Annotated in this window: 21 protein-coding genes and 3 tRNA genes; 15 read left to right on the top strand and 9 right to left on the bottom strand. The window is 71.3% G+C overall.

Annotation, left to right across the window (positions count from 1 at the left end; genetic code table 11):
• The first annotated feature begins 54 nt into the window (after positions 1-54).
• The 8 genes from ACSJD1_RS15030 to ACSJD1_RS14995 all read left to right on the top strand — a co-directional run bounded on the left by ACSJD1_RS15030 (position 55) and on the right by ACSJD1_RS14995 (position 9,514).
• Positions 55-139: transfer RNA gene (locus ACSJD1_RS15030), tRNA-Ser, on the top strand.
• Positions 140-184: 45 nt separating this feature from the next.
• Positions 185-1,486: an LCP family protein gene (locus ACSJD1_RS15025; protein WP_438856089.1), complete on the top strand. Its 1,302-nt coding sequence runs from the start codon at positions 185-187 to the stop codon at positions 1,484-1,486.
• Between the two features lie 98 nt (positions 1,487-1,584).
• Positions 1,585-1,673: transfer RNA gene (locus tag ACSJD1_RS15020), tRNA-Ser, on the top strand.
• Between the two features lie 206 nt (positions 1,674-1,879).
• Positions 1,880-2,335, top strand: coding sequence for a hypothetical protein (locus tag ACSJD1_RS15015; RefSeq protein WP_438856088.1), 456 nt, complete (start codon positions 1,880-1,882; stop codon positions 2,333-2,335).
• Between the two features lie 191 nt (positions 2,336-2,526).
• Positions 2,527-4,734 carry a glycogen debranching protein GlgX gene (glgX, locus tag ACSJD1_RS15010; protein WP_438856087.1) on the top strand — a complete coding sequence of 736 codons (2,208 nt, stop codon included), beginning with the start codon at positions 2,527-2,529 and terminating at the stop codon, positions 4,732-4,734.
• Positions 4,731-7,214: a malto-oligosyltrehalose synthase gene (gene treY / locus ACSJD1_RS15005; protein ID WP_438856086.1), complete on the top strand. Its 2,484-nt coding sequence runs from the start codon at positions 4,731-4,733 to the stop codon at positions 7,212-7,214. The genes glgX and treY overlap by 4 nt, the downstream gene beginning before the upstream one ends.
• A complete protein-coding gene (gene treZ / locus ACSJD1_RS15000; RefSeq protein ID WP_438856085.1) occupies positions 7,211-8,974 on the top strand; it encodes a malto-oligosyltrehalose trehalohydrolase in 1,764 nt (587 codons plus the stop codon). The genes treY and treZ overlap by 4 nt, the downstream gene beginning before the upstream one ends.
• Positions 8,975-8,983: 9 nt before the next feature.
• Complete coding sequence (locus ACSJD1_RS14995; RefSeq protein WP_438856084.1) at positions 8,984-9,514, top strand: ClbS/DfsB family four-helix bundle protein; 531 nt, start codon at positions 8,984-8,986, stop codon at positions 9,512-9,514.
• A 9-nt stretch (positions 9,515-9,523) separates the two neighbouring features.
• On the opposite strand, the gene ku is transcribed toward ACSJD1_RS14995, so the two are convergent.
• A complete protein-coding gene (ku, locus tag ACSJD1_RS14990; protein WP_438856083.1) occupies positions 9,524-10,468 on the bottom strand; it encodes a non-homologous end joining protein Ku in 945 nt (314 codons plus the stop codon).
• 68 nt (positions 10,469-10,536) lie between these two features.
• Here ku and ACSJD1_RS14985 point away from each other — a divergent pair, with 68 nt between their 5' ends.
• Together ACSJD1_RS14985 and ACSJD1_RS14980 are read left to right on the top strand one after the other, a co-directional pair.
• Entirely contained in the window at positions 10,537-13,068 is a 2,532-nt protein-coding gene (locus tag ACSJD1_RS14985) for an ATP-dependent DNA ligase (RefSeq protein ID WP_438856082.1), read from the top strand.
• 36 nt (positions 13,069-13,104) lie between these two features.
• Entirely contained in the window at positions 13,105-13,446 is a 342-nt protein-coding gene (locus ACSJD1_RS14980; protein ID WP_438856081.1) for a DUF7882 family protein, read from the top strand.
• Between the two features lie 25 nt (positions 13,447-13,471).
• Here the strand turns inward: ACSJD1_RS14980 and ACSJD1_RS14975 are convergent, their stop codons facing one another.
• The 4 genes from ACSJD1_RS14975 to ACSJD1_RS14960 all read right to left on the bottom strand — a co-directional run bounded on the left by ACSJD1_RS14975 (position 13,472) and on the right by ACSJD1_RS14960 (position 16,898).
• Entirely contained in the window at positions 13,472-14,560 is a 1,089-nt protein-coding gene (locus tag ACSJD1_RS14975; protein WP_438856237.1) for a fatty acid desaturase family protein, read from the bottom strand.
• A 159-nt stretch (positions 14,561-14,719) separates the two neighbouring features.
• Positions 14,720-15,694, bottom strand: a complete 975-nt coding sequence (locus tag ACSJD1_RS14970) for a DNA topoisomerase IB (protein ID WP_438856080.1) — start codon at positions 15,692-15,694, stop codon at positions 14,720-14,722.
• Positions 15,695-15,704: 10 nt separating this feature from the next.
• Complete coding sequence (locus ACSJD1_RS14965; RefSeq protein WP_438856079.1) at positions 15,705-15,977, bottom strand: DUF7218 family protein; 273 nt, start codon at positions 15,975-15,977, stop codon at positions 15,705-15,707.
• A 39-nt stretch (positions 15,978-16,016) separates the two neighbouring features.
• Positions 16,017-16,898, bottom strand: coding sequence for an SDR family oxidoreductase (locus tag ACSJD1_RS14960; RefSeq protein ID WP_438856078.1), 882 nt, complete (start codon positions 16,896-16,898; stop codon positions 16,017-16,019).
• Between the two features lie 138 nt (positions 16,899-17,036).
• On the opposite strand from ACSJD1_RS14960, the gene ACSJD1_RS14955 reads away from it, so the two are divergent.
• Positions 17,037-17,384, top strand: a complete 348-nt coding sequence (locus tag ACSJD1_RS14955) for a DUF7882 family protein (protein WP_438856077.1) — start codon at positions 17,037-17,039, stop codon at positions 17,382-17,384.
• Here ACSJD1_RS14955 and ACSJD1_RS14950 read toward each other — a convergent pair.
• On the bottom strand, positions 17,381-17,926 hold the full coding sequence (locus tag ACSJD1_RS14950) for an SRPBCC family protein (protein WP_438856076.1): 546 nt from the start codon (positions 17,924-17,926) through the stop codon (positions 17,381-17,383). The two genes, ACSJD1_RS14955 and ACSJD1_RS14950, sit on opposite strands and share 4 nt — an antisense overlap.
• 179 nt (positions 17,927-18,105) lie before the next feature.
• Complete coding sequence (locus ACSJD1_RS14945) at positions 18,106-18,429, bottom strand: DUF7882 family protein (protein WP_155053060.1); 324 nt, start codon at positions 18,427-18,429, stop codon at positions 18,106-18,108.
• 217 nt (positions 18,430-18,646) lie between these two features.
• Between ACSJD1_RS14945 and ACSJD1_RS14940 the strand changes: the two genes are divergently transcribed.
• A tRNA-Arg gene (locus tag ACSJD1_RS14940) sits at positions 18,647-18,719 on the top strand.
• 99 nt (positions 18,720-18,818) lie between these two features.
• Here ACSJD1_RS14940 and ACSJD1_RS14935 read toward each other — a convergent pair.
• Positions 18,819-20,759 carry an alpha-amylase family protein gene (locus ACSJD1_RS14935; protein WP_438856075.1) on the bottom strand — a complete coding sequence of 647 codons (1,941 nt, stop codon included), beginning with the start codon at positions 20,757-20,759 and terminating at the stop codon, positions 18,819-18,821.
• A gap of 96 nt (positions 20,760-20,855) precedes the next feature.
• On the opposite strand from ACSJD1_RS14935, the gene ACSJD1_RS14930 reads away from it, so the two are divergent.
• The 3 genes from ACSJD1_RS14930 (at position 20,856) to ACSJD1_RS14920 (ending at position 24,528) form a co-directional block, all read left to right on the top strand.
• Positions 20,856-22,736, top strand: coding sequence for a glycoside hydrolase family 15 protein (locus tag ACSJD1_RS14930; protein ID WP_438856074.1), 1,881 nt, complete (start codon positions 20,856-20,858; stop codon positions 22,734-22,736).
• 188 nt (positions 22,737-22,924) lie between these two features.
• Positions 22,925-24,172, top strand: a complete 1,248-nt coding sequence (locus ACSJD1_RS14925) for a DUF998 domain-containing protein (protein WP_438856073.1) — start codon at positions 22,925-22,927, stop codon at positions 24,170-24,172.
• A 41-nt stretch (positions 24,173-24,213) separates the two neighbouring features.
• On the top strand, positions 24,214-24,528 hold the full coding sequence (locus tag ACSJD1_RS14920; protein ID WP_438856072.1) for a GNAT family N-acetyltransferase: 315 nt from the start codon (positions 24,214-24,216) through the stop codon (positions 24,526-24,528).
• A gap of 299 nt (positions 24,529-24,827) precedes the next feature.
• On the opposite strand, the gene ACSJD1_RS14915 is transcribed toward ACSJD1_RS14920, so the two are convergent.
• Complete coding sequence (locus ACSJD1_RS14915) at positions 24,828-25,295, bottom strand: MarR family winged helix-turn-helix transcriptional regulator (protein WP_438856071.1); 468 nt, start codon at positions 25,293-25,295, stop codon at positions 24,828-24,830.
• Positions 25,296-25,619 lie beyond the last annotated feature (324 nt).

Below are 25,619 nucleotides of genomic sequence, written 5' to 3'. Positions count from 1 at the left end.
AATCGGCCCGTTCGCACGAGCGGCGTCGCCCCTTTGGGCGCTGCGACGCGATCAGGAGGGCTGTCCGAGCGGCCGATGGAGCTGGTCTTGAAAACCAGTGGGCAGCAATGCCTCGTGGGTTCGAATCCCACGCCCTCCGCTCGAGCCCGAACGTGCCCCGGCCAGAGAGAAGGAGATCATCGGAGTGAGCAGTCACGAGCCGCGCACCCCAGCGCGACGCGATGATGCGTCCCCGGCGATCGCCCGACACGGCCGCCTGCGCTCGAACGGCGTCTGGGCCAATCTCGCGAAGCTCATGGCATCCGTCCTCGCGGTCGTCCTGGCCTCGGGCACCGCGGTCGCCGCATACGCGGCGTTCGACCTCGCGGTGACGGCGAAGCCCACGGTGTCGCTCGGCAACGAGTCGGCGCTCGACGGCGTGCCCGACGTCGGTGCGATCGACGGCGGCGTCAACCTGCTCATCATCGGCAGCGACAGCCGTGCCGGCCAGGGCGACGGCTTCGGCGACCCCGACGAGGAGACGGCCGTCCTGAACGACGTCAACCTCCTCCTGCACATCTCCGAGGACCACTCGCACGTCGAGGTCGTGAGCTTCCCGCGCGACATGCTCGTCGACATCCCCGCCGGCTGCACCGATCCCGATACGAACGAGGAACTCTGGGAGCAGTACGACGTCAAGATCAACACGGTGCTCGAGTACGGCGGCATGCCGTGCGTGGTGAAGACCGTCGAGAACCTGACCGGCGTCGAGGCGATCCCCTTCGCGGGCATCGTCCAGTTCATGGGTGCTGCGGCCATCTCCGAGGCCGTCGGTGGAGTCGAGGTCTGCGTCGCCGAGCCCATCGAGGACGAGCACACCGACCTCTACCTGGATGCGGGCACGCACGAGCTGAAGGGCCTGCAGGCGCTGCAGTTCCTCCGCACGCGGTACGGCGTCGGCGACGGTTCCGACCTCGGCCGCATCTCGAACCAGCAGGTGTTCATGTCGGCGCTGGCGCGGGAGCTCCAGTCCGCGGGCACGCTGACCGACCCCGTGAAGCTCTACTCGATCGCGAAGGCCGCACTGGACAACATGCAGCTCTCCTCGACCCTCGCCGATCCCGCGATGATGGTCTCGATCGCGAAGGCCGCGAAGGACGTCGACCTCTCGAAGATCGCCTTCGTGCAGTACCCCACCGCGTACGAGGAGGATTACGGAGCCGTCTTCCCCACCGATTCCGCGGAAGCCGTGAACCTCGCACTGCAGCAGGACCTGCCGATGACGCTCGACCCCTCGGCGCTCGACGACAACTCGTTCGCGTCGGCCGCCGACCCGAACGCGCCCGCCTCGACCGAGTCGCCCGCGACCGAGGAACCGGCGGAGACCGAGACGCCCGGCGAGACCACGGCGCCCCAGCCGACGCAGCAGGCGCTGCCGAGTGACGTCACCGGTCAGACCGCCGCCGAGACGCGGTGTTCGGCCGGGCGCACGCTCGCCGACCAGTAGCGTCCGCGCGCCCGCCGCGGCATCCGCATCGGTCGAATCGTCTTTTCGGCGGGATGCCGGTTATGATGGCAGTCGCGTTCGCCTTCGGGTGTCCGCGAGGAGACGTCGCATAGTCCGGTCGAGTGCACCACCCTGCTAAGGTGGAGTCCCCGTAAGGGGACCGCGGGTTCAAATCCCGCCGTCTCCGCTCCTGAACCGAAGCCCGACGGCCGCGTGCATCGCGGCCGTTTCGCGTTTCCGGCAATCGCCGCGCGGCCACCCCCGCGAGCTCGGTGCGGCGGCGGGTGTTCGCCGTGGGGCGACCGTGATCGCGCGCACAGCGGATGTCGCTGTGAGGGACTATGCTCCCCCTGTTCCATACGACACAGGGGGAGTTGCAGTATGCGACGTTTCATGATGCCCGCAGCACTGGTGTTCGCCGGTGCGCTCGCGCTCACTGGCTGCGCGTCCGGCGGTGGCGGGGACACCGCCGCGTCCGGCGAGGAGAGCTGCTCGACGATCGCCGCGCAGGTGCGCGACATCTCGAACGGCGTCCAGAACAACCTCGCGGCGCCGCCGTCGCTCGACGAGCTGCAGAGCTACCTCGGCGACGCGTCCAGCCGCACCGACGCGCTCATCGAGGACTCCGGTGACGACAGCGCCCTCATCGACTCGCTCGGCGAGTTCCAGACCGCGCTCAACGAGGTGTCGACCTACGCCGACGGCCTCGAGGAGGTGCCCTCCGAGGAGGACCCGTCCGCGATGACCATCGAACAGGACCCCGACCAGCTCGCCGAGCAGCAGGCGGCGGTCCAGGAGGCCGCGGTCGCCGTCGGCGCGTCCTGCGACGCGGACTCCGACTCCGAGTAGTCCGGTACCGGGCGGAGACGCCGGCCGACGGCCGGGGCGGCGACGAGGTCGCGCCCCGGCCGTCGTCGTCCCCTTCGGTGACAGCGGGCCCACCGCCGACGCGCCACCACGGTCGGCATGCTCGCGTCAACGGACGTCGCACCGAGACATCCTCCCCCTACGATGGCCGGAGGCTCATCGTTGGGGGATGCATGCACAGTTGGCCCGGCTCCACCTACCCGCTCGGCGCGACGTTCGACGGGAACGGCACGAACTTCGCGCTCTTCAGCGAGGTCGCCGAGAAGGTCGAGCTCTGCCTGTTCGACAACCGGCGCCGCGAGAAGCGCGTCGAGCTCATCGACGTGGACGCGTACATCTGGCACGCCTACCTCCCGCAGGTGCAGCCCGGCCAGCGCTACGGCTATCGCGTGCACGGGCCGAACGACCCGGCCAAGGGGCTCCGCTGCAACCCGAACAAGCTGCTCCTCGACCCGTACGCCAAGGCCGTCGACGGGGCGCTCGACTGGAACCAGTCCCTCTTCGGCTACCCGTTCGGCGACCCCGACGGGCGCAACGACCAGAACTCCGCGAAGAGCATGATGCTCGGCGTGGTCACGAACCCGTTCTTCGACTGGTCGGGCGACCGGCATCCGCGGACCCCGTACGCTGCCTCGTTCATCTACGAAGCGCACGTGAAGGGCCTGACGGAGACCCTGCCCGGGGTTCCCGAGGAGATCCGAGGCACCTATGCTGCGGTCGGCCATCCGGTGGTCGTCGAGCACCTGAAGAAACTCGGCGTCACCGCGATCGAGCTCATGCCCGTCCACCAGTTCGTCGACGACGGCACGCTGCAGGAGAAGGGCCTCTCGAACTACTGGGGCTACAACACGATCGCCTTCTTCGCTCCGCACAACGCCTACGCCGCGGCCGGCCAGCGGGGCGAGCAGGTGCAGGAGTTCAAGGCGATGGTGAAGTCCCTCCACGCGGCGGGCATCGAGGTCATCCTCGACGTCGTCTACAACCACACGGCGGAGGGCAACCACCTCGGCCCCACGCTCTCGATGCGCGGCATCGACAACGCGGCGTACTACCGCCTCGTCGACGACGAGCCGAAGTACTACATGGACTACACGGGCACCGGCAACTCGCTGAACGTCGGCCATCCGCACGCGCTGCAGCTCATCATGGATTCGCTGCGCTACTGGGTGCTCGAGATGCACGTCGACGGTTTCCGGTTCGACCTCGCGTCGACCCTCGCCCGCGAGTTCTACGAGGTCGACAAGCTCTCGACCTTCTTCGAGCTCGTCCAGCAGGACCCGGTGGTCTCCCAGGTCAAGCTCATCGCCGAGCCGTGGGACGTCGGCCCCGGGGGATACCAGGTCGGCAACTTCCCGCCGCAGTGGACGGAGTGGAACGGCAAGTACCGCGACACGGTCCGCGACTTCTGGCGCGGCGAGCCGGCGACGCTCGGCGAGTTCGCGTCGCGGTTCACCGGCTCGGCCGACCTCTACGAGCACTCGGGGCGGCGGCCCGTGGCATCCATCAACTTCGTCACGGCCCACGACGGCTTCACGCTGCGCGACCTGGTGTCGTACAACGAGAAGCACAACGACGCCAACGGCGAGGACGGCAAGGACGGCGAGTCCCACAACCGCTCCTACAACCTCGGCGTCGAGGGACCGACCGACGACCCGGAGATCCTCACGCTCCGGGCCCGCCAGCAGCGGAACTTCATCGCCACGCTGCTGCTCTCGCAGGGCGTGCCGATGCTGTCGCACGGCGACGAGCTCGGCCGCACCCAGCGGGGCAACAACAACGTCTACGCGCAGGACAGCGAGCTCAGCTGGATCGACTGGGAGCACGCCGACCAGCCGCTCATCGAGTTCACGGCGGCGGTCGCGAAGCTCCGCGCCGAGCATCCGATCTTCCGGCGGAGCCGGTTCTTCGACGGTCGGCCCGTCCGGCAGCGCGAGGGCGGCCCGGTGCCCGACCTCGTCTGGCTGCGGCCCGACGGAACGGTCATGGCGCCCGAGGACTGGGATGCCGGCTTCGGGAAGGCGATCGGCGTCTTCCTCAACGGCGAGGGCATCCGAGAGCGGGACCGGCGCGGCGAGCGCATCGTCGACCGGCACTTCATCGTGCTCTTCAACGCGCACGACGACACGGTCGAGTTCACGATCCCGCATCACGAGCTCTCGCCCGAGTGGGAGGTGCTCATCGACACGGCCGGGCGCCGGGCCGACAGCGCCCCGATCCAGCCGGGCGAGGTGGTCGCGCTCGAGCAGCGTTCGCTCGTGGTGCTCCGGCAGCACGACCCCACGCCCGAGGAGGTCGACCACTCGGTGGCTGCGTCGCTGTCGGCGATGGTCGCCGCCGCGAAGGACGAGGCACCAGCGCCGAAGACGGAGGCGGGGAAGTGACGCGTGCCGCGGGGCGGGTGGGGCGCGGGCCGACGGCGCGGGCGCCGCGGTCGACGTACCGGCTCCAGATCCGCCCGTCGTTCGACCTGCACGACGCCGCATCCGCCGTCGACTACCTCGATGCGCTCGGCGTCGACTGGCTGTACCTCTCGCCGATCCTGCCGTCGCGCGCGGGATCCGACCACGGCTACGACGTCGTCGCGCACGACCGGGTCGACCCGGCGCGCGGGGGCGAGGTCGGCCTCGCGACGGTGGCGGATGCCGCGCACGACGCCGGCCTCGGCGTCCTGGTCGACATCGTGCCGAACCACGTGGGCGTGGCGGATGCGTCCCAAAACGTGTGGTGGTGGAGCCTGCTGCAACACGGCCCCGACTCCCCGCATGCCGACGCGTTCGACGTGGACTGGGGCCTGACCGGCGGGAAGGTGCGCCTGCCGGTGCTCGGCGGCACCGCCGAGGACGCGGCGGATGCGGGTGATCTGCGCCTGGAGCACGGCGAGCTGCGGTACTTCGAGCACCGGTTCCCGCTCGCGCCGGGGTCTGCCGACGACGGTGCTGACGCCCGTGCGGTGCACGCGCGCCAGCACTACGAGCTCGTGCACTGGCAGCGCGCCGATGCCGAGCTGAACTACCGCCGCTTCTTCGCGGTCAACGAGCTCGCCGGCATCCGCGTGGAACTGCCCGACGTCTTCGACGCGACGCACGAGGCGATCGTCGGCTGGATCCGCGACGGGCTCGTCGACGGACTCCGCGTGGACCACCCCGACGGCCTCGCGCGCCCGGGCGCCTACCTGCGGCGGCTGGCGCAGGCCACGGGCGGTGCGTACGTGCTCGTCGAGAAGATCCTCGAGGGCGACGAGCCGCTGCCGCCGCACTGGCGCACCGACGGGACGACCGGGTACGACGCGCTGGCCGACGTCGACCGCGTGCTCGTCGACCCCGACGGCGAGGCGGGCCTCGACGCGCTCGACGCCCGCCTGCGCGCCGAGACCGGGATCGCCGGGCCGACCGACTGGCACGAGCTGATCCACGGCACCAAGCGCGGAATCGCCGACGGGATCCTGCGGAGCGAGGTGCTCCGGCTCGAGCGGATGCTCCCGGAGCCCCGGCCGGCTGCCGCGGCCGACGCGCTCGCCGAACTGCTCACGTGCTTCCCCGTCTACCGGTCGTACCTGCCGGCGGGCGCCGAGCACCTCGAGGCGGCCGCCCGCCTCGCGCGCGAACACCGGCCCGACCTGTCCGCCACGATCGACGCGCTCCTCCCGGTGCTCGGCGATGCCGGCCACCCGGCCGCGGTGCGCTTCCAGCAGACGAGCGGGATGGTCATGGCCAAGGGCGTCGAGGACACGGCGTTCTACCGGTTCACCCGACTCGGCTCGCTCACCGAGGTGGGCGGCGATCCGTCGGAGTTCTCCGTCTCGGTCGGTCGCTTCCACGAGCGGCAGATCCGGCGCCACGCGGAGTGGCCGCACTCGATGACGACGCTCTCGACCCACGACACCAAGCGCGGGGAGGACGTCCGGGCGCGCCTCGACGTGCTCGCCGAGATCCCCGAGCGCTGGTCGATCGAGCTCGACGGCCTCCGCTCGACCGCGGGATCGACCGGTGACGGCCCGTTCGATGCGCTCCTCTGGCAGGCCCTCGTCGGCGCCTGGCCGATCGAGCGCGAGCGGGCGCACGCCTACGCCGACAAGGCCGCGCGCGAGGCATCCGTGTCGACCACCTGGACGGCGCCCGACGCCGCGTTCGAGGCGCGCATGCACGCCGTGGTCGACCGCGCCTACGACGATCCCGCGGTCCGCGAGCGGATCGAGGCCTTCGTCGCCTGGCTCGCGCCCGCCGGCTGGTCGAACTCGCTCTCGGCGAAGCTCCTGCAGCTCACGATGCCCGGCGTGCCCGACGTCTACCAGGGGTCCGAGCTCTGGGAGACGAGCCTCGTCGACCCCGACAACCGGCGGGCGGTCGACTTCGGGTTGCGGCGTCGCATGCTCGCCGACCTCGACGACGACGTGCGGCGCGGCGGGCTTCCGGCGACGGGTGCCACGGGCGCCGCGAAGCTGCTCGTCACCTCGCGCGCGCTCCGCGCCCGCCGCGACCATCCGGAGTGGTTCACGCGGTACCGGCCGCTCGAGGTCGTCGGCGATGCGGCCCGGCATGCGATCGCCTTCGATCGGGGCGGGGCGGTGACCGTCGCGACCCGCCTGCCGCTGGGGCTCGCGGCACGCGTGGGCGGAGCGCCCTCGGCGTCCGCGCCGGACGGGGCCTGGGGCGACACGGCGGTGCTCACGGCGGGTGGACCGGTCGTCGACCTGCTCACGGGTCGGCGGCACGGCGGCGGCCCGGCCGACGGCGACGGCGGGCTCGCGCTCGCCGAGGTGCTCGCGAACTACCCGGTCGCCCTGCTCGTGCCGGAGGCACCCGCCCCCGACGCCCCTGGTGGACACGCCGACCGACCCCGCGGCGAGGGGGTCGCGCGTTGACGCCCGAACTCTGGGCCCCGATCCCGACGCGGGTCGCGCTGCGACGCCCGGGCCGCCCCGACCTGCCGATGCGGCGCGACGACCGTGACCGGTGGCACGCCGACGTCGAGCTCGAACCGGGCGACGAGTACGGGTTCGTGCTCGACGACGACCATCGGGCGCTGCCCGACCCGCGCTCGCTGCGGCAGCCGCTCGGCGTGCACCAGTCGAGCGCCGCGTTCGACCTCGGCGCGCACCGATGGGCGGATGCCGCGTGGACCGGCCGGCAGCTGGCGGGCGGCGTCGTGTACGAGCTGCACGTCGGCACCTGGACCCCCGTCGGCACGCTCGACTCCGCGATCGAGCGCCTCGACCACCTCGTCGAACTGGGGGTCGACTTCGTCGAGCTCCTCCCCGTCAACGCGTTCAACGGCACGCACAACTGGGGGTACGACGGCGTGCTCTGGTACGCCGTGCACGAGGCGTACGGCGGTCCGGCCGCCTACCAGCGCTTCGTCGACGCCTGCCACGTACGGGGGCTCGCGGTGATCCAGGACGTGGTCTACAACCACCTCGGGCCGAGCGGCAACTACCTGCCCCGCTACGGGCCCTACCTCCGCACGGCCGAGCGGAACACGTGGGGCGACTCGGTGAACCTCGACGAGCCCGAGGTGCGCCGGTACATCGTCGAGAACGCGATGATGTGGCTGCGCGACTTCCATGTCGACGGGCTCAGGCTCGATGCCGTGCACGCGCTTCGCGACCGGTCGGAGCGGCACATCCTGCGCGAGCTCGCGGAGCACGCCGACGCGCTCTCGGCGCACCTCGGCCGGCCGCTCACGCTCATCGCCGAGTCCGACCTCAACGACCCGACGCTCATCATGCCGCGCGAGTCGGGCGGCTTCGGCCTGACCGCGCAGTGGAGCGACGACCACCACCACGCCATGCACGTCGCCCTCACGGGCGAGACGGCGGGCTACTACGCCGACTTCGCGCCCCTCGACGCGCTCGTGAAGACGACGACGCGCGGCTTCTTCCACGACGGCACGTACTCGTCGTTCCGTGGGCGCGACCACGGGCACCCGATCGACCGCGCCGTGCCGACCTGGCGCCTCGTGACGTTCACGCAGGACCACGACCAGGTCGGCAACCGCGCCGCCGGCGATCGGCTCTCGCCCGCGCTCGGCGAGGCCCGGCTGGCGGTGGCCGCGGTGCTGAACCTCACGTCGCCCTCCACGCCGATGCTGTTCATGGGGGAGGAGTGGGGCGCCTCGACGCCCTGGGCGTTCTTCACCTCGCATCCCGAGCCCGAGCTCGGACGCGCGACGGCCGAGGGTCGCATCGCGGAGTTCGCGCGCATGGGATGGGACGAGTCGCTCGTGCCCGACCCGCAGGATCCGGAGACGTTCCGGCGGTCGAAGCTCGACTGGTCGGAGCCGGCGCAGACGGCCGGCGTGCACGCGCGCCTGCTCGACCTCCACCGCCGACTGCTCGCCCTCCGCCGGGCACGGCCCGAGCTCACCGACCCCGCGTTCGAGCACACGACGGCGTGGGCGGATGACGCGACGTCCCGGTTCCGGATGGATCGCTGTGCCCCCGATGCGCACGAGCGGGTCGTGGTGCTCGCGAACCTCGGCGCCTCGCCGTGGGGGCTCGAGCTCGACGGGCCGGCCGAGGTCCTGCTCGCGACCGACCCGGCGCTCGCCGACGGCGTGGCCGATCGCATGCTCGAACTCCCGCCCCAGACGGCCGCCATCCTCGCCGTCGCGCACGGATCGTAGGCTGGGCGCGTGAGCATCCCGCAGCACCGCGCCGAACTGGTCCGCCAGGCGGTCGAACGCTTCGCCGAGTTCGAGCGCGCGCTCGATGCCCTCGGCGGGGTCGCGCTCCCCGCGCGAGACGCGCCGATGACGGTTGCCGCCGCGCCCGAGCCGCGCGACCGCGACGCGGTCGACGTGGTCAACCACCTGCACGCCTGGCACGTGCTGCTGCTCGGCTGGATCACCGCCGACGCGGCGGGCGAGGTCCCCGCCTACCCGGCCGACGGCTACACCTGGCGCGACCTCGACCGGCTCAACCGCGACCTGCGCGACCGCTACCGCGACGACGGAGACCCGGCGGCCGCTCGCGAACGTCTCCGAGCGAGCCACGGTTCCACGCTCGCCCGGCTCGACGCGATGACCGACGCCGAGATCTTCATCGACGGGCGGGCCTGGCTGCACGGCGCCACGCTCGCCGAACCCGCGCACGAGTGCCTCGGCGGCCACTACGCCTGGGCGCTCGGCGCGCTCGCGGACCCGACGGCTCCGTCGCCCGCCTGACGATCCGGGTCAGCCGGCCTTCTTCGTGCGGCCCTTCGCAGCCGGCTTCCCGCCGGACGAGTCGGACTTCGACGCCTTCGCGCCCGACGTCTTGGCGGCGGAGGTCTTCGCGCCGGACCCCTTCGCGCTCGGCTTCTTCGACGTCGCTGACGTCGCGGCATCCGCCCCGCCGCCGCGCTTCGCGGCGATCGACTGGCGCAGGGCCTCCATGAGGTCGATGACCTCGCCACCCTCCTCCTCGGCCTGCTCGCCGAAGGTCGCCGCGGTGTCGAGTGCGTCGCCGTGCTCGAGCTTGGCCTCGATCAGCGTGCGGAGCTCCCGCTGGTACTCGTCGACGAACTGCTCGGGCTGGAAGTCGTTCGAGAGGCTCTCGATGAGCTGCTTCGAGAGGTCGAGCTCCTTCGAGGTGATCTTCGCGGGCTCGTCGAGCGCGGGGAAGTTCGCCGCGCGGACCTCGTCGCTCCACAGGAGGGTCTGCACCATGAGCACGTCGCCGAAGACGCGGAGCGCCGCCAGCCGGGTCTTCTGGCGCAGCGCCATCCGCACCACCGCCGTGCGGTCGGTCGACTCGAGGGCCTCTCGCAGCAGCACGTACGCCTTGTTCGACGCCGAGTCGGGCTCGAGGTAGTAGCTCCGGTCGAACATGATCGGGTCGATCTGGTCGGTGGGCACGAACTCGACGACCTCGATCTCGCGGCTGCGCTCGGCGGGCAGCGACTTGAGGTCCTCGTCGGTGATGATGACGGTCCGCTCCCCGTCGTCGTAGGCCTTGTCGATGTGCTGGTAGGGCACGACCTCCCCGTCGATCTCGCACACGCGCTGGTAGCGGATCCGCCCGCCGTCGGCGTCGTGCACCTGGTGCAGGGACACGTCGTGGTCCTCGGTGGCGCTGTACAGCTTGACGGGCACGTTGACGAGGCCGAACGTGACCGCCCCCTTCCACACGGCTCGCATGCCCCCAGTACACACCTCGCCCGGCGCGAGCGATACCCCTCGCCCGTTTCGACGGGCAGGATGGGCACATGGCGCAGGGCCCCGCGCAGCTGGTCGACGTCGACGGACGTCGGCTCCGGCTGACGAGCCTCGACAAGGTCATGTACCCGGAGACCGGCATGGCCAAGGGCGAGATGATCGCCTACTACGCCGAGATCGCGCCCGTGATGCTGCCGCACGTGGCGGGGCGGCCGATCACGCGCAAGCGCTGGGTGAACGGGGTCGGCACCCCGAGCCGTCCGGAGCAGGCCTTCTTCGAGAAGAACCTCGAGCACGCGCCCGAGTGGATCCGTCGCGGGGTACAGCACCACTCCGACGGCGACAAGACCTACCCGATCGCCGACAGCCGGGCGACGCTCGTGTGGCTCGCCCAGATGGGCGCCATCGAGCTGCATGTGCCGCAGTGGCGCTTCGATGCGTCGGGCGCGCCCGCGAACCCCGACCGGATGGTGTTCGACCTCGACCCGGGCGAGGGCGTCGGCCTCGCCGAGTGCGCCGAGGTCGCACGGATGGTCCGCGACATCCTGCACCCGATCGGGCTCGACCTCGTGCCGGTCACGAGCGGCAGCAAGGGCATCCACCTCTACGCCCCGCTCGACGGTGCGCAGACCTCGGAGCAGGTGTCGGCGGTCGCGCACGAACTCGCGCGGGCGCTCGAGGCCGACCACCCCGACCTCGTCGTGTCGAGCATGAGGAAGACGCTCCGGGGCGGCAAGGTGCTCATCGACTGGAGCCAGAACAACGGCAAGAAGACCACGATCGCGCCGTACTCCCTCCGCGGGCGGTTCCGTCCGACGGTCGCCGCACCCCGCACGTGGGACGAGCTCGAGGATCCGGACCTCCGCCAGCTCGAGGCCGACGAGGTGGTCGCGATCGTCGCCGAGCGCGGCGACCCGATGCTCGAGGTGACCGGGGCATCCGCCGACGGGCCGCTCAGCACCTACCTCTCGATGCGCACCGCCGGCGCGACGCCCGAGCCGATGCCCGACTCGGCGTGGGGTGTCGCGAACGACGGCGATCCGCATTTCGTGATCCAGGAGCATCACGCGAGGCGCCTGCACTTCGACCTGCGGCTCGAGCGCGACGGGGTGCTGAAGAGCTGGGCGGTGCCGAAGGGCGTGCCCGATGACACGGGCACGAATCACCTCGCGGTCCAGACCGAGGACCACCCGATGCAGTACCTCGTCTTCGAGGGCACGATCCCCGACGGCCAGTACGGCGCCGGGGGGATGACGGTGTGGGACACGGGCACCTACGAGACCGAGAAGTGGCGCGACGACGAGGTGATCTTCACGCTGCACGGCCGGGTCGGCGGCCCGCTCGGGCGCGTGCGTCTTGCGCTCATCCGCACGCAGGGCGACGGCGAGAAGAGCCAGTGGCTGCTGCATCGGATGAAGGAGCAGCGCGGCGGTGCCGTCGGTGCGGGCGGGGCGGATGCGTCGGCGGGGCCTGCCGCGACGGCGGTGGTCGGCACGGGCCCGCGGCCGGCGGCATCCGCTCGACGGACGGCGCCCTCGGCGCGCACGGGCCGGGCCGCGGGTTCGCGCGACCCCGTGCCGAAGCCGATGCTCGCCGTGCCCGGCACCGCGGGGCTCGTCGCGTCCGACGACTGGGCGATCGAGTGGAAGTGGGACGGCATCCGAGTCATCGCCCGCGTCGAGGACGGCGTCGCACAGCTCGTCAGCCGCAACGGGATCGACCAGACGGCCACGTACCCGGAACTCGCGGGGCTCGCGTCCGCGCTCCGCGCGGACGCCGTGGTCGACGGCGAGGTGGTCGCGCTCGACGAGGAGGGGCGCCCCGACTTCGGACTGCTGCAGCGTCGGATGAACCTCGGCAGGCCGCGCGAGATCGCCGCGGCCGCGGCGTCCGTGCCGGTCAGGCTGCACCTCTTCGACGTGCTCGAGGTCGCGGGAACACCCACGGCCGACGAGCCGTACGAGCGCCGACGGGAGCGACTCGAACGGCTCGTGCGGCCGAACGCCGACGTGCCCGTCGATGTCCCGCCGACCGTCGCGGTCGGCGCCGAGGAGGCGCTCGAGGAGGCCCGCCGGCTCGGCCTCGAGGGGATCGTCGCCAAGCGCCGCGGCTCCCGCTACTCGCCGGGCGTCCGCAGCGACGATTGGGTCAAGGTCAAGATCTCGCGGACGCAGGAGGTCGTCATCGGCGGCTATCGCGTGGGGTCGGGCACCCGGGTCGGTCGCATCCGCTCATTGCTCGTCGGCGTGCCGACCCCGGAGGGGCTGCGATACGCGGGGCGTGTCGGTTCCGGCCTACGCGAACGCGAGACCGAGCGGTTGCAGGGAGTGCTCGACGGGATCGTGGAGGAGGCCTCGCCGTTCATCGAGGTCCCGGATGCGGACGCGGTGGACGCCGTCTGGGTGCGACCCGAGGTGGTCGGGGAGATCGAGTTCGGCGAGTGGACGCGGACCGGGGTGGCGCGCCATCCGCGCTGGCGGGGCCTCAGGCCGGACAAGGCGGCGGGCGACGTCCAGGCCGAGTCCGGGCCCGGCCCGGGGAACGCCGGCGCGAGCCCCGGGCGACCCGGTCGAAACGGATGATTTCGCCGACACTCGGACGGGGGTTAGTGTTCAGCCGTGGGAACCCTGTATTACGGCGACGCCGGTACGCCGATCGAGATCGACGACCGCGCCCTCGCCCACCTGAAGATCGCCATCACCACGAAGCTCCGTCGCAACGAGAGCTTCACCCTGTCATGGCGTCACGTCGACGGTTCGACGCGCGGCCGCAGTTCGCTGTGGCTGCACCCCGCCATCCCGCTCCGATTCGTCTTCGAGACGCCCGAGGCGCCCGAGCTGGACCGCGAGTGGATCGAGGACCTCATGCGCGGTGCGAACTCGGGCGGCGGCATCGTGCTCGACCTCGAGCACGTGGCCGCGCAGCGTCCGACGGGACCGAAGCCCGTCGAGGCCGCATAGTCGTCCCGTTCCGGGGCGGGCGGCGTCAGCGTCGCCGGAGTTCGCCCGCAGCGGGACAGTCGAACGGGTCGCGTGCCGACAGCCCCACCCGGTTCAGGTACCGCACGACGATGCCGTACGAGTCCACGAGCGTCGTCTCGGTGTAGGGGATGCCGAGTGACCGGCAGTGCTCGCGCACGATCTCGCGTGCCCGCCCGAGGTGGGGGCGCGGCATGCTCGGGAACAGGTGGTGCTCGACCTGGTGGTTGAGGCCGCCCATGAGCGGGCTCGTCCAGCGGCCCGTGATGTTGCGGCTCGTGAGCACCTGCTTGCTCAGGAAGTCGAGCTTCGCGTCGGCCGGGATGATCGGCATGCCCTTGTGGTTGGGCGCGAACGAGGCCCCCATGTAGACGCCGAAGACGGCCAGCTGCACGCCGAGGAATGCGAACGCCATGCCGAGCGGAAGGGCCCAGAACACGACGGCGACATACAGCCCGAGCCGGAGCGCGATGAGGGTGAGCTCGAGGGCGCGCCCGGGCACCGCGCGACGCTCGAAGAGCGAGCGGATCGAGGTCACGTGCAGGTTCAGGCCCTCGAGCAGCAGCAGGGGGAAGAACAGCCAGCCCTGGCGGCGGGTGATCCAGCCGATGAGGCCCCGTTGCTTCGCCGCGTCCTCCTCGATGAACGAGATCGTGTCGAACTCGATGTCCGGGTCCTTGCCGACCCGGTTCGGGTTGGCATGGTGGCGCGTGTGCTTGGTCATCCACCACTGGTAGCTGATGCCGACCATGACCGTTGCGACGAAGCGGCCGACCCGGTCGTTGGCCTTGCCCGAGGCGAGCACGGCGCGGTGCGACGCCTCGTGGGCGAAGAACGCGAACTGCGTGAAGATGATGCCGAGCGCGGCGGCGATGAGCAGCTGGTACCAGGAGTCGCCGAGCAGTACGAAGCCGGTGATCGCACCCCCGAGCGCCAGGGCGAGGCCGCCCACGAGCAGGGAGTAGAAGACGGGCGTGCGGCGGAGCAGCCCGCTCTCCTTGATGACCTGGGACAGCGCGGAGTAGCTCTGGGTGACGCCCGGGCGATCGCTCCGCGGCTTCGTGGAGCGGATCGCACCGAGGTGCGATGCAGGGATGAGTGAAGTGCTGATGATCCGGCCCGTCGTCGTCGTCGACTTCCCAGCCGGTGTCTCACGGGCGTTCGCCCGTTGTCGATATGGCAAGCGTACGTGCGCATATGTACCGCCGGACGTACGTTGGGGCGATACCCAGCAGACGCACGGTCGGCACGCGGATCACCCGGCGTCGTCGACGAGCAGTTGCAGCAGCGCGCGCTCGCGGCCCCCGCGCAGCGCGACCAGTCGGCCGTGCTCGTATGCCGTGACGATCCGGGGGTCGACGTAGCTCGCCTTCGCGATCGCCGGCGTGTTGCCGAGCACCTCGCTCGCCCGGACGATCGCCTCGCGGACCGCGGCGCTGCGAGCACGTGCGGTGCCCGCGGTGCCGAGTTCGGCGAGCCGGTCGGCCGCCGCGATCGTGCCGCGCAGCGTCCGGAAGTCCTTCGCCGTGAAGTCGCCGCCCGTGCGCGTCCGGATGTCCTCGTTGACGTCGACCGGGCCGAGCGGCCGCATGCGCCGTCCCTCCGTGAACGCATAGAGCCGCGAGGCGGGCGAGCGCCCCGACATCCCCTCGACGAACGACGCGAGCGCCGCGTCCTCGAGCACGACCTCCTGCGCGATGCCGCCCTTCGCGCGGAACCGCAGCCGCACCGCATCGAGGCCCTCCAGCCGGGCGTTCCGGACGAGCAGGGTCGTCAGCCCGCGGCTGCGGGCCTGCGCGAGCGACTCCTCCGAGCCGATGCGGATGGCGCCGAGGTCGAGGGTGCGGAACGCCGCGGCGAGCACGCGCTCGCGCAGCAGTTCCCCGAGTGCGAGGTCGCGGCGGACCCCGCGACGGGCGCCGGGCAGCACTTCGGCGAGCGCAGCCATCCGCTCGAACTTCTCCGCGTCCTGCCGCTCGCGCCAGACCGGGTGGTACAGGTACTGGCGGCGGCCGGCCGCGTCGACGCCGACCGCCAAGATGTGCGCGTTCGGCGCCTCGGCGATCCACACGTCGGTCCACGCCGGCGGAATCGCGAGGTCCGCGATCCGGTTGCGGTCGGCGCGGTCCGTGGGCGAGCCGTCGTCGTGGCGGTACGTGAACCCGCGGCCGCTGCGACGGCGCGTCAGGCCGGGTGACGCGTACGGTTCGACGCGTCGCAGCCGCGGCATCCCTCGCCCCTCAGTGGTTGCGGAGGGCGTCGATGAGCTCGCCCTTCCGCTTGTCGCTGTAGCCCGTCAGGCCGAGCTCCTTGGCGCGCTTCTTCAGCTCGGGCACGGTCCAGTCGTCGTAGCTGCCGGACTCGCCTCCCTTCCTTCCGACCGCCGCGCGGCCCCGTGCCGCCGCCGCGTTGGAGATCCGGGCGGCCTTCTCCTTGGAGGCGCCGCCGTCGCGGAGCTCCTCGTACAGTTCCGGGTCCTTCAGCGAGCCCTGTCCTCGTCGGTTGCCGGGCATGTCGGTTCTCCTTCCTTCCGCGCGGGGTGGTGTCGCCGGTCAGAGGGGCGTGCCCCCGGTGACCGGCAGGATCGCGCCCGACGTGAACGACGCGTCGTCGGACGCGAGGTAGACGTAGGCGCCCGCGAGCTCGGCCGGCTGCCCGGCTCGGCCGAGCGGCGTGTCCTGCCCGAACTTCGGCAGCTTGTCGGGCCACCCGGTCGACGGGATGAGCGGTGTCCAGATCGGCCCGGGCGCGACAGAGTTGACGCGGATGCCTCGCGGCCCGAGCTCCTGGGCCAGGGCCTTCGTGAACGCCACGAGGGCCGCCTTCGTCATCGCGTAGTCGACGAGACGGGATGACGGGTCGAAGCCCTGGATCGACGACGTCGTGATGATCGAGGACCCGGCGTCCATGCGCGGCACGGCGGCGCGCGCGAGGAACACGCTCGAGTAGAGGTTGACGCGCATGACCTCGTCGAAGCCGTCGGTCGGGACCTCGTCGATGCCGCCGCGGTCGCGTTGGTGGGCCGCATTCAGGATCAGCAGGTCGATTCCGCCGAACGCGTCGCACGTCCGGTCGACGAGGTCGGCGCAGTGCTGCTCGTCGACGAGGTCGCCGGGCAGCAGCTCGACACGTCGTTCGGCATCGCGGACCCAGTACGCGGTCTCGTCGGCGTCCTCCTGCTCGGAGGCCAGGTACGAGATCGCCACGTCCGCGCCCTCGCGGGCGAACGCGATCGCCACGGCCCTGCCGATGCCGGAGTCGCCGCCGGTGATGAGGGCCCGACGGCCGGCGAGCCGGCCCGAACCGCGGTAGCTGTACTCGCCATGGTCGGGCTGCGGCGTCATCCGCGGGGTCAGGCCGGGTGGGAACTGCTCCTGCTGCGGGAACGGTTCAGCGGTGTGCTTCGTGGTCGGATCGATCAGGTGATCGCGCACGGGCCCTCCTCGTTCGGGTGTCCGTCCCGTCACGCTACGCGCGCGGCCGACTTGGGCCGAGGGGGTTGACGGCGCCGGCAGGAGGTGCGCTCGATGACCACGGCCCGGCGTCTACGGGAGCGGGGTAGCCTCGTCGGCATGGGAACGCTGTACTACGGCAACGCCGGTACGCCGATCGGGATCGAGGACCGGGCGCTGGCGCACCTGCAGGTCGCGGTGGTCACGAAGCTCCGACGAGGCGAGTCCTTCACGGTGTCGTGGCAGCACCCCGAGGACCAGCCGGACGGGCGGAGCACGCTCTGGCTCCACCCGAACATCCCGCTGCGATTCGTCTTCGACGACCCTGAACCGCCCGAGCTCAGCCGCGACTACCTCGAGGAGCTCATGCGGAGCGCCAACTCCACGGGCGGCATCCAGCTCGTGCCCGAGCAGCTCGACCCCGAGTCGGGCACCGCCGACGGCGGGCCCGACCCGGCGGACGACTAGGGCCGGAGGTCCGGGTCCTCGCCGACGATCCCGTCGGTGCCCGGCGTCTCCGCGAGGCCGGCCGCACTCGACGTCTCCCGGTCGTCCTGGTGGAGCTCGCCTCGCCAGGCGCCGGTCTCGGCACCGCGGGACTCGACGAACTCCTTGAACCTCCGGAGGTCGTGCTCGACCTGCCGGTCGTCCAGGCCGAGCGCGGCGCCCGCCTTCTCCACGAGACCCTCGGGCTCCCACTCGAGCGTCACGTCGACGCGGGTGCGGTCGGCCGACACGGGTCGGAACTCGACCCGTCCGCGGTGGTCCACCTCGGCCGTGGTGCTGTGCCAGGCGACGTGGTCGTCGGGCACCTGGTCGGAGATGTCGGCGTCGAACTCGCGGGTCGCGCCGCCCACGGACACCACCCAGTGGGTCGTGGCGTCGTCGACCTGGCGGATGGAGTCCACGCCGCTCATGAACTGCGGGAACGTCTCGAACTGCGTCCACTGGTCGTAGGCCGTGCGGATCGGGACGCCCACCTCGATGTCGGCGGTCACGGTCGTGCTCATGGCGATCTCCCTTCCGTCGTCACGACGCGCGGATGCGCGCCGGGCGGCCACCGTAGGCACGGTGCGGACCGGGGATCGAGGGGTTGCCGTCGATCGGGACGGCTGTTATCGCGCCGGTGGGGGAGTGCCGGTGGAGGAGTGCCGACGGAGGTCGCGGGCCGGCGAGTGCGCGACGGGGCTCACTCGAAGTCGAACGGCTCGTTCTCCTCGGGTTCGGGTACGTTCTGCAGGCCGACCGTGCTGTTGGCGGAGAGGAGCATCTGCTCGATCCACAGCCGGTTGAGCTTCGGGGGGCGGTTGCCGCTGAACACGAACTGCAGCGGCACCGACTCGTGCAGCCACAGCGTCGTGCGGCCGCTGCCGTGCTCGATGCCGTGCTCCCAGGTCATGGCGAAGCTCTCGGACCGGCGCAGCTTGTTGATGATCGCGACTCGCAGGTGCGCGAGCGTGCGGTCCTCGATCTCGATCTCGCGGTTCGAGGAGTTGTAGATCAGCTTGCCCATGGCGGAATGCTAGTGCCGGTCGCGTGCCTCACGATCATCGGCTTCCGATGGTGGATACGCTCGGATCCACGCGGGCGCCGCTCGCGCGGCTCGATGCCTGCGCTCGCCGCGAACGGCGACGCGCCCGGGCAGACGCACCCGATTGGCGTGGGGGCGCGACGTGGGATAGAGTAACCGGGTTGCCTGATGAGCCGAGAGGATCCGGGCGACATCCCATGCGCCCGTAGCTCAATGGATAGAGCATCTGACTACGGATCAGAAGGTTGGGGGTTCGAGTCCCTCCGGGCGCGCAGAGCGAAGCCCCGGTATCCCGCAGAACGTGCGGGGTCCGGGGCTTCTTCCGTCGGTGCCGAAGCATCGGGCTCACGGATGACGCACCGCCGAGACGCTCAGAACCGAGGCGGCTCCTCGGCGGCGCGCACTCGCAGCCACGCGATGTGGCACGGCTCGAGCACGATGCCGCGCTCGAGCGAGACCCGCCGGTCGGTGATGAGTTCGTGCGCGTCGGGCGCGAACCCCGAGAGCGTGAGCGCGTCGATCGCCGCGGGTGCGTCGCCGACGTTCGCGAGGCAGAGCACGGTGGCCGTCTCGCCGGGTGCGGCCGAGCCATCCGTCGCCCCCGGGCGCTGGTAGGCGAGGACCGTGGGGTGCTTCGGATCGAACGGCACGAGCCGACCGCCCGCGAACTCCGGCGTTCCGCGTCGCACGCGGATCAACCGGGTGAGTCCCGAGTACACGGCGCCCGCCGTCGTGACGGGGTCGTGCCGCGCGGCGTAGGCGGCGACCGGCCGCCGCGGTCGATTGACCCAGCGGCTGTCGTCGGCCGTCGCCGGATCGTCGACGTAGCCGTAGTCGTTCAGCTGGGCGACCTCGTCACCGAGGTAGACGAGCGGGATCCCACCCGTCGAGAGTGCGATCGCGTGGGCGAGCAGCACCCGATCGACGCCGTGCGGGTCCCCGGCCTCGATGCCCGCGAGCGAGGCCGTCGTGCCGGCGACCCGCGCGTCGCCCGTGCGCGGGTTCTCCTGGAACGGGACGCCCCTCGCGAAACTGCCCGGGAACCGGTTCACGTAGAACGCGTTGAGGAAGCGCCGGTGGTCGAAGCCGTCGATGCCGAACTCGGCGGCGTCCTCGTCGGCGAAGGTCCAGCCGATGTCGTCGTGGCCCCGCACGTAGTTCACCCACGCGCAGCCGTCGGGCAGGGCGTGCCGACGTTCGAGGGCCTGCCGGAGCATCCGCGGGTCGCGTGTCGCGAGCGCCTCCCACGTGAGCGCCATCTGCAGCGGGTTGTACGAGAGCTGGCACTCCGCGAGCGAGATGTACTCGACGACCTCGTCGGGGTGCACGATCGCCTCCGACTTGAACAACAGGCCGGGCGCCGCGATGCGGAGCACGGCGTTGAACGCCTGCAGCAGCAGGTGCGCCTCGGGTAGCGACTCGCACGGCGTGCCCAACCGCTTCCAGATGAACGCGACCGCGTCCATGCGGAGCACGTCGACGCCGAGGTTCGCGAGGAACAGCATCTCGCCGGCCATCGCGCGGAAGACCGCCGGGTTCGCATAGTTCAGGTCCCACTGGAACGAGTGGAAGGTCGCCCAGATCCACCGGCCGTCCGCCAGCTGCACGAACGAGCCGGGATGGTCGTCGGGGAAGATCTCGCGCACCGTCCGCTCGTAGGCGTCGGGCATCGTGCGGTCGGGGAAGATCAGGTAGAAGTCCTCGTAGCCCGGCTCGCCCGCCACCGCGCGCACGGCCCACTCGTGGTCGGACGCCGTGTGGTTGAAGATGAAGTCGAGCACGAGCGAGATGCCGTTCGCGCGGAGTTCCCCGGCCAGGTCGCGCAGGTCGTCGATCGTGCCGAGCCGGGGCGCGACGGCGCGGTAGCTCGACACCGCGTACCCGCCGTCGGAGTTGCCCTCGGGGACGGCGAAGAGCGGCATGAGGTGGAGGTAGGTCAGGCCGAGTTCGACGAACTCGGGGATGCGGGCGCGGACTCCGGCGAGATCGTCCGCGTAGCGGTCGACGTAGCAGACCCCGCCGAGCATGCCGTTCGAGAGGTACCAGGTCGCATCCTGCTCCCGGCGGGCGTCGGCGAGCCTGAGGTCGGCCGCCCGCTCCGCCCAGGAGTCCGACGCGTCGGCGATCACGCCGCCGAGGACGTCGAGGGCGTCGTCCCGTTCGCCGTAGAGTCGTCGGAACAACCCGTGGAGTACCGGGAAGGCGGAGGCGAGGCGCCGTTCGAAGTCGGCGTCGTGACCGATGGATGCCGCCGGCCCCTCGGAACGGATCCGGGCGAGGTCGACGTCGGCGTCGATTCCCATTCGTGCCATGCGCTCAGCCTCCACCATCCGGGCCGAGTCCTCCACCCGCCCTTGCCCCCTCGCTCGCATGCGTGCCACGATCCCCAGTGGGGGAAGGGGCGATGCATGGCGAAGCGGTACCCCGACATCAGCGACCACGGCCTCATCGGCGACCTGCAGACGGCGGCGCTCGTCTCGACCGACGGGACCATCGACTGGTTCTGCAGTCCGAGGTTCGACGCCCCCAGCGTGTTCGGCTCGCTCATCGACGCCGAGAAGGGCGGCTTCTTCCGGGTGCGGCCCGTCGGCATGGAGTACGTCACCCGGCAGCTCTACCTCCCGGACACCGCCATCCTCATCACGCGGTTCCTCACCGACGCCGGTGTCGGCGAGGTCATCGACTTCATGCCCGTCGCGACCGGCGCGGCGACGGACCGACACGTGATCGTGCGCATGGTCCGCGTCGTGCGCGGCGAGATGACGTTCGAGGGCGAGATCCAGCCGCGCTTCGACTACGGGCGCTCGCCGCATCGGCTGGTCCCGGCGGGGCCGGGCGCGAAGTTCGTCTCCGACGACCTCACGCTGACCCTGCACCGCGTCGGCGACCCGATCCTCCACGGCGACGTCCGCGCGGGAAGGGTCGAGGTCGCCGGCGAGGGCATCAAGGTCACGATCACGTTGCGCACCGGCGAGCTCACCGGGGTGATGCTCGAGTCCGGCGACGTCGAGCCGCGGCAGGTCTCCGAGGACGAGCTCGTCGAGACGTTCCTCGCGACCCGCAGGTTCTGGCGCGAGTGGAACGACCGCTCCACGTACACGGGCCGCTGGCGCGAGATGGTCTCCCGGTCGGCGATCACCCTGAAGCTGATGACGTATGCGCCGACCGGTGCGCTGGTCGCGGCGCCGACGACGGGCCTGCCGGAGCAGGTCGGAGGCGAGCGCAACTGGGACTACCGCTACACGTGGATCCGCGATGCGTCGTTCTCGGTCTACGCGCTCGTGAGCCTCGGCTACAGCCAGGAGGCCGAGGCGTTCGTCGAATGGCTCCTCCAGCGCATCCACGAGAGCGTCGGCACCGAGTCGGGGCCGTTGAAGATCATGTACCGGGTCGACGGGTCCTCCGACCTCGCCGAGACCGTCATGGATCACCTCTCCGGCTACCGCAAGTCCAGGCCGGTCCGGGTCGGCAACGGCGCCTCCGACCAGCTCCAGCTCGACATCTACGGCGAGGCGATGGACTCGATCCACCTCGCCGACACCCACGGCGTCGAGCTGTCCCACTCGGGGTGGATGAAGGTCCGCGACATGCTCGACTGGCTCTGCGACCACTGGGATACGCCCGAGGAGGGCATCTGGGAGACGAGGGGCGGCCCGCAGAAGTTCACGTACGGCCGGTTCATGTCGTGGGTCGCGCTCGACCGGGGCATCCGCCTCGCCCAGGCGCACGGACGCCCGGCGTCGTTCACCCGCTGGATGCACGAGCGCGACCGCATCTACGAGCGCATCATGGAGACCGGGTTCGACGCCGAGCGGCAGGCGTTCGTGCAGCACGAGGGCAGCGACGTGCTCGACGCGTCGCTGCTGCGGATGCCGCTGATGGGGTTCATCACCCCGCGCGACCCCCAATGGATGTCGACGCTCGAGGCGATCGACGACGAACTGGTCTCGGACAGCCTCGTGTACCGCTACGACCCCTCGGCCAGCCCCGACGGCCTGAGCGGCGGCGAGGGCACGTTCACGCTGTGCTCGTTCTGGTACGTCGACGCCCTGGCACGTTCGGGCCGCCTCGACGAGGCGCGACTGGTCTTCGAGAAGATGCTCACCTACGCCAACCACCTCGGGCTCTACGCCGAGGAGATCGGCCTCACCGGCGAGCAGCTCGGCAACTTTCCGCAGGCGTTCAGCCACCTCGCGCTGATCAACGCCGCGGTGAACCTCGATTACCAACTCGATCACGGCTCGGGCTACGTCGAGCCGGTGCTGCGTCGTGGTCGGCGGATCGACTGAGCGCGTCGCGGTCCGGACGGCGGTCCGGCCGGGGCTCGCGAGCGCGTCCCGGGCGGACGGCGTCGCCCCCGTTCCGCGCCTGTGAATCCGCCATGGATCCCCGCTGTCCCCCGGAAACGGTCTACGGCGGGACGGTTCCCTCCGGTTAGGCTCTGAGCGGTCAGATTCCCGCGATCGAGAGTTCGACTATGAGGGGTGCGAGCGCCGCGACCACCGGCCAGGCGCCGGTCGCCCGTCATGCTGCCCTGATCTCAGCGATGGTCGCGATCGCCGTCGCCGTCGCCATCGCCGCCGCGACCCGGTTGGTCACCCTCGTCCCCCATTCGCACGACGGCCTCGGAACGGGGCACGTCGTCATCGACGTCCTGTGCGTCGCCGTCGCCGTGCTCGTCGCGCTGCTCCTGCTGACGGCGCTCACCGTGGCATCCGTCCCGTCCCATGGCCGCACCGAGCGGGCGAGTTGCGTCGTGCCGTGGGCGAGCCCCGGGGTCGGCGCGTTCGCGAACGCGTCGGTCTGGGCCACGATCGCCGCGCTCGCCGTGGGGAGCTCCGCGGAGGCGTTCACCGGGTTCCCCGGCGGGCACCTCGCCGCCTGTGCGGCGCTCGCCGGCGGGCTCGGCGCCACGACGGGCGCCGTCCATCTGCGCGCCCACCGCGTGGCCGTCTACCGCTCCTTCAACGTGGTCGCGATGCTCCTGGCGGCCGGATGCCTCGCGAGCATGAGCCTCACGGAAACGGGCGAGTGGTGGGCGCGCAACTTCAGCACCCTCGGCACGTCCGACGATGTCGCGGCCGTGTGGTTCAACGCGGGCCTGCTGCTCTCGGGCGCGGCGATGGCCGCGATGGCCGGGCGGCTCGTCCGGGGGCTCGCCAGAACCGAGTACCGGGCTCGTCGGGGGGCGCTCGCGATCGTCCGCGGCCTGGTCGGCATCATCGGCTTCGCGCTCGCGGGCGTCGGGCTCGTGCCCATCGACGCCGACGAGACGCTGCACAACGTGTTCGCGAGCGCAGCCGGTGCGGCGTTCTTCGGGCTCGCAGCCGGCACTCCGTGGTTGGTGCGACGGATGCCGCGCAGGCTCGTGGTCACGTCGATCGTGACACTCGTCACGGAGGTGCTGGCCTGGGTCGTCTACGACGCACTCGGCTGGGCCTCGCTCACCGTCTTCGAGGTCGTCGCCTTCGCGCTCGTGTTCGTGTGGCTGATCGCGCTCGTCGTGACGACCCACCCCGAGCGCGTCGACGCCGACGTGAGGGCCGACGCTCCCGTGCGCGCCGAGCTGCCCGTTCGAGCCCCGTCGGACCGCGGCCCGATCCCCGTGCCCACGAGCGGGGCGATCGCGCTCGGCGACCGCGTCCGAACGGCGGGGATCCCGACGTTCGCGTTCGGAGGCGCCCCACCGACGGGAATGCAGCCGAGCCTCGCGCGTTCCACCTGATGAGCCTGCGGGCCGAGCGGCCCGCGCGGAGAGGAGACCCCGTGACCGACGACGACGTCGAGATCGTCCGCGACGAGGAGGCGACGCGCTATCGCCTCCTGCTCGGCGGCGGGCAGGCCGGTTTCGCGAAGTTCCGGGCGAGTCCCGGCCGGATCATCTTCACGCACACGGTGGTCGACCCGGCCTTCGAGGGTCGGGGCCTCGGGTCGATCCTCGCCAGGTACGTGGTCGAGGACGCCGTCCGCCGGGGGGAACGCATCATCCCGCGGTGCCCGTTCATCGCCGCGTGGCTGCGCAAGCACCCGGGCTACGAAGACTGGATCGACTGGCCCGGCGGGCAGCGCGAGACCGCCTGATCGCCGGCGATACGGGCTGTCGTGTCCGTTACATGACCCCCGCTCTGGGGCACTGCCGCGGCGCTCGCAGAACGATACGATTCCTCAAAACCCGAGTCGGGGCCCGACCCGACAGATCGCTGCACCGCGGCGAATGCGACCGGATGTCCCAGCACGGTCGCTCGGGAGGTGGCTCGCCGAGCTCAGTTCGGGTCGCTCGGCGGGGAGGGCCTCCTGTGAGGCCGCGGTGGGGCGGGAGGTAGGGTTCCCGTCCCACCGTCTTCTCATGCTGGGGAAGCCGTCGGCCGCTCGATGCGGGATCACTCGTCGGCGTGCGGGCCGGCCGGCGTCGGGCCCTGCGCCTCGCGGAGCCGATCGCACAGCGCGATGAGCTGATGCAGTTCCGCCTCGTCGAGCGTCCCCCCGACGCGATCGGTGATCGCCTCCATGTGGTGGATGGCGGCGCGGCGGAACTCCTGGAAGCCCTTGGCGGTCAGCTCGACGATCGTGCCGCGGCCGTCGAGGGGGTCGTGGCTCTTCTCGACCCAGCCGCGCGCGGCGAGCCGGTCGACGAGCCGGCTCACGCTCGGCTGCGAGATGAGGACGTGGCGGTTGAGCTCCTTGAGTCGGAGGCGGCGACCGGGTGCGCGCGAGATGTTGAAGAGCACGTCGTACTCGTTCAGCGACATGACCTCGGTCGGAAACTCCGCCGAGAGTCGTCGCATGATCGAGACCTGGGCGCGGAAGAGCGCCTCCCATGCCGCCACGGCTATTGCGCGATCCGCCAACCCCGGCTCCTCTCATCGCAGCAGGCGACCGGTGGTCGCCGATGAGACCAAGGATAGGGACGCATGGACTTCACCGGAGCGCCGATGGGCGGGATGGCGCGGCGGCGCCCCCTCAACTGGGGGCGGAGACGGTTGAGGGCCGGTCGTAGAGGCTGACGACCGGCCCTCTCCCTTGCACCAAGAGTGTCCTGCAATCACATTCCGCACCGACCGCCACAGCAAACAGCCGGTGCTCTTCGAATATATAACGGATCGGTAACGGGCGCTAGTGGAATGTGCCCCGAATGCGGGACGACTTCGAGGGGACGGCGCCGATGGACTCCG

This window comes from Agromyces excoecariae (genome assembly GCF_051715505.1).
Lineage (GTDB): Bacteria > Actinomycetota > Actinomycetes > Actinomycetales > Microbacteriaceae > Agromyces.
This window is presented reverse-complemented; position numbering and strand designations above follow the sequence as displayed.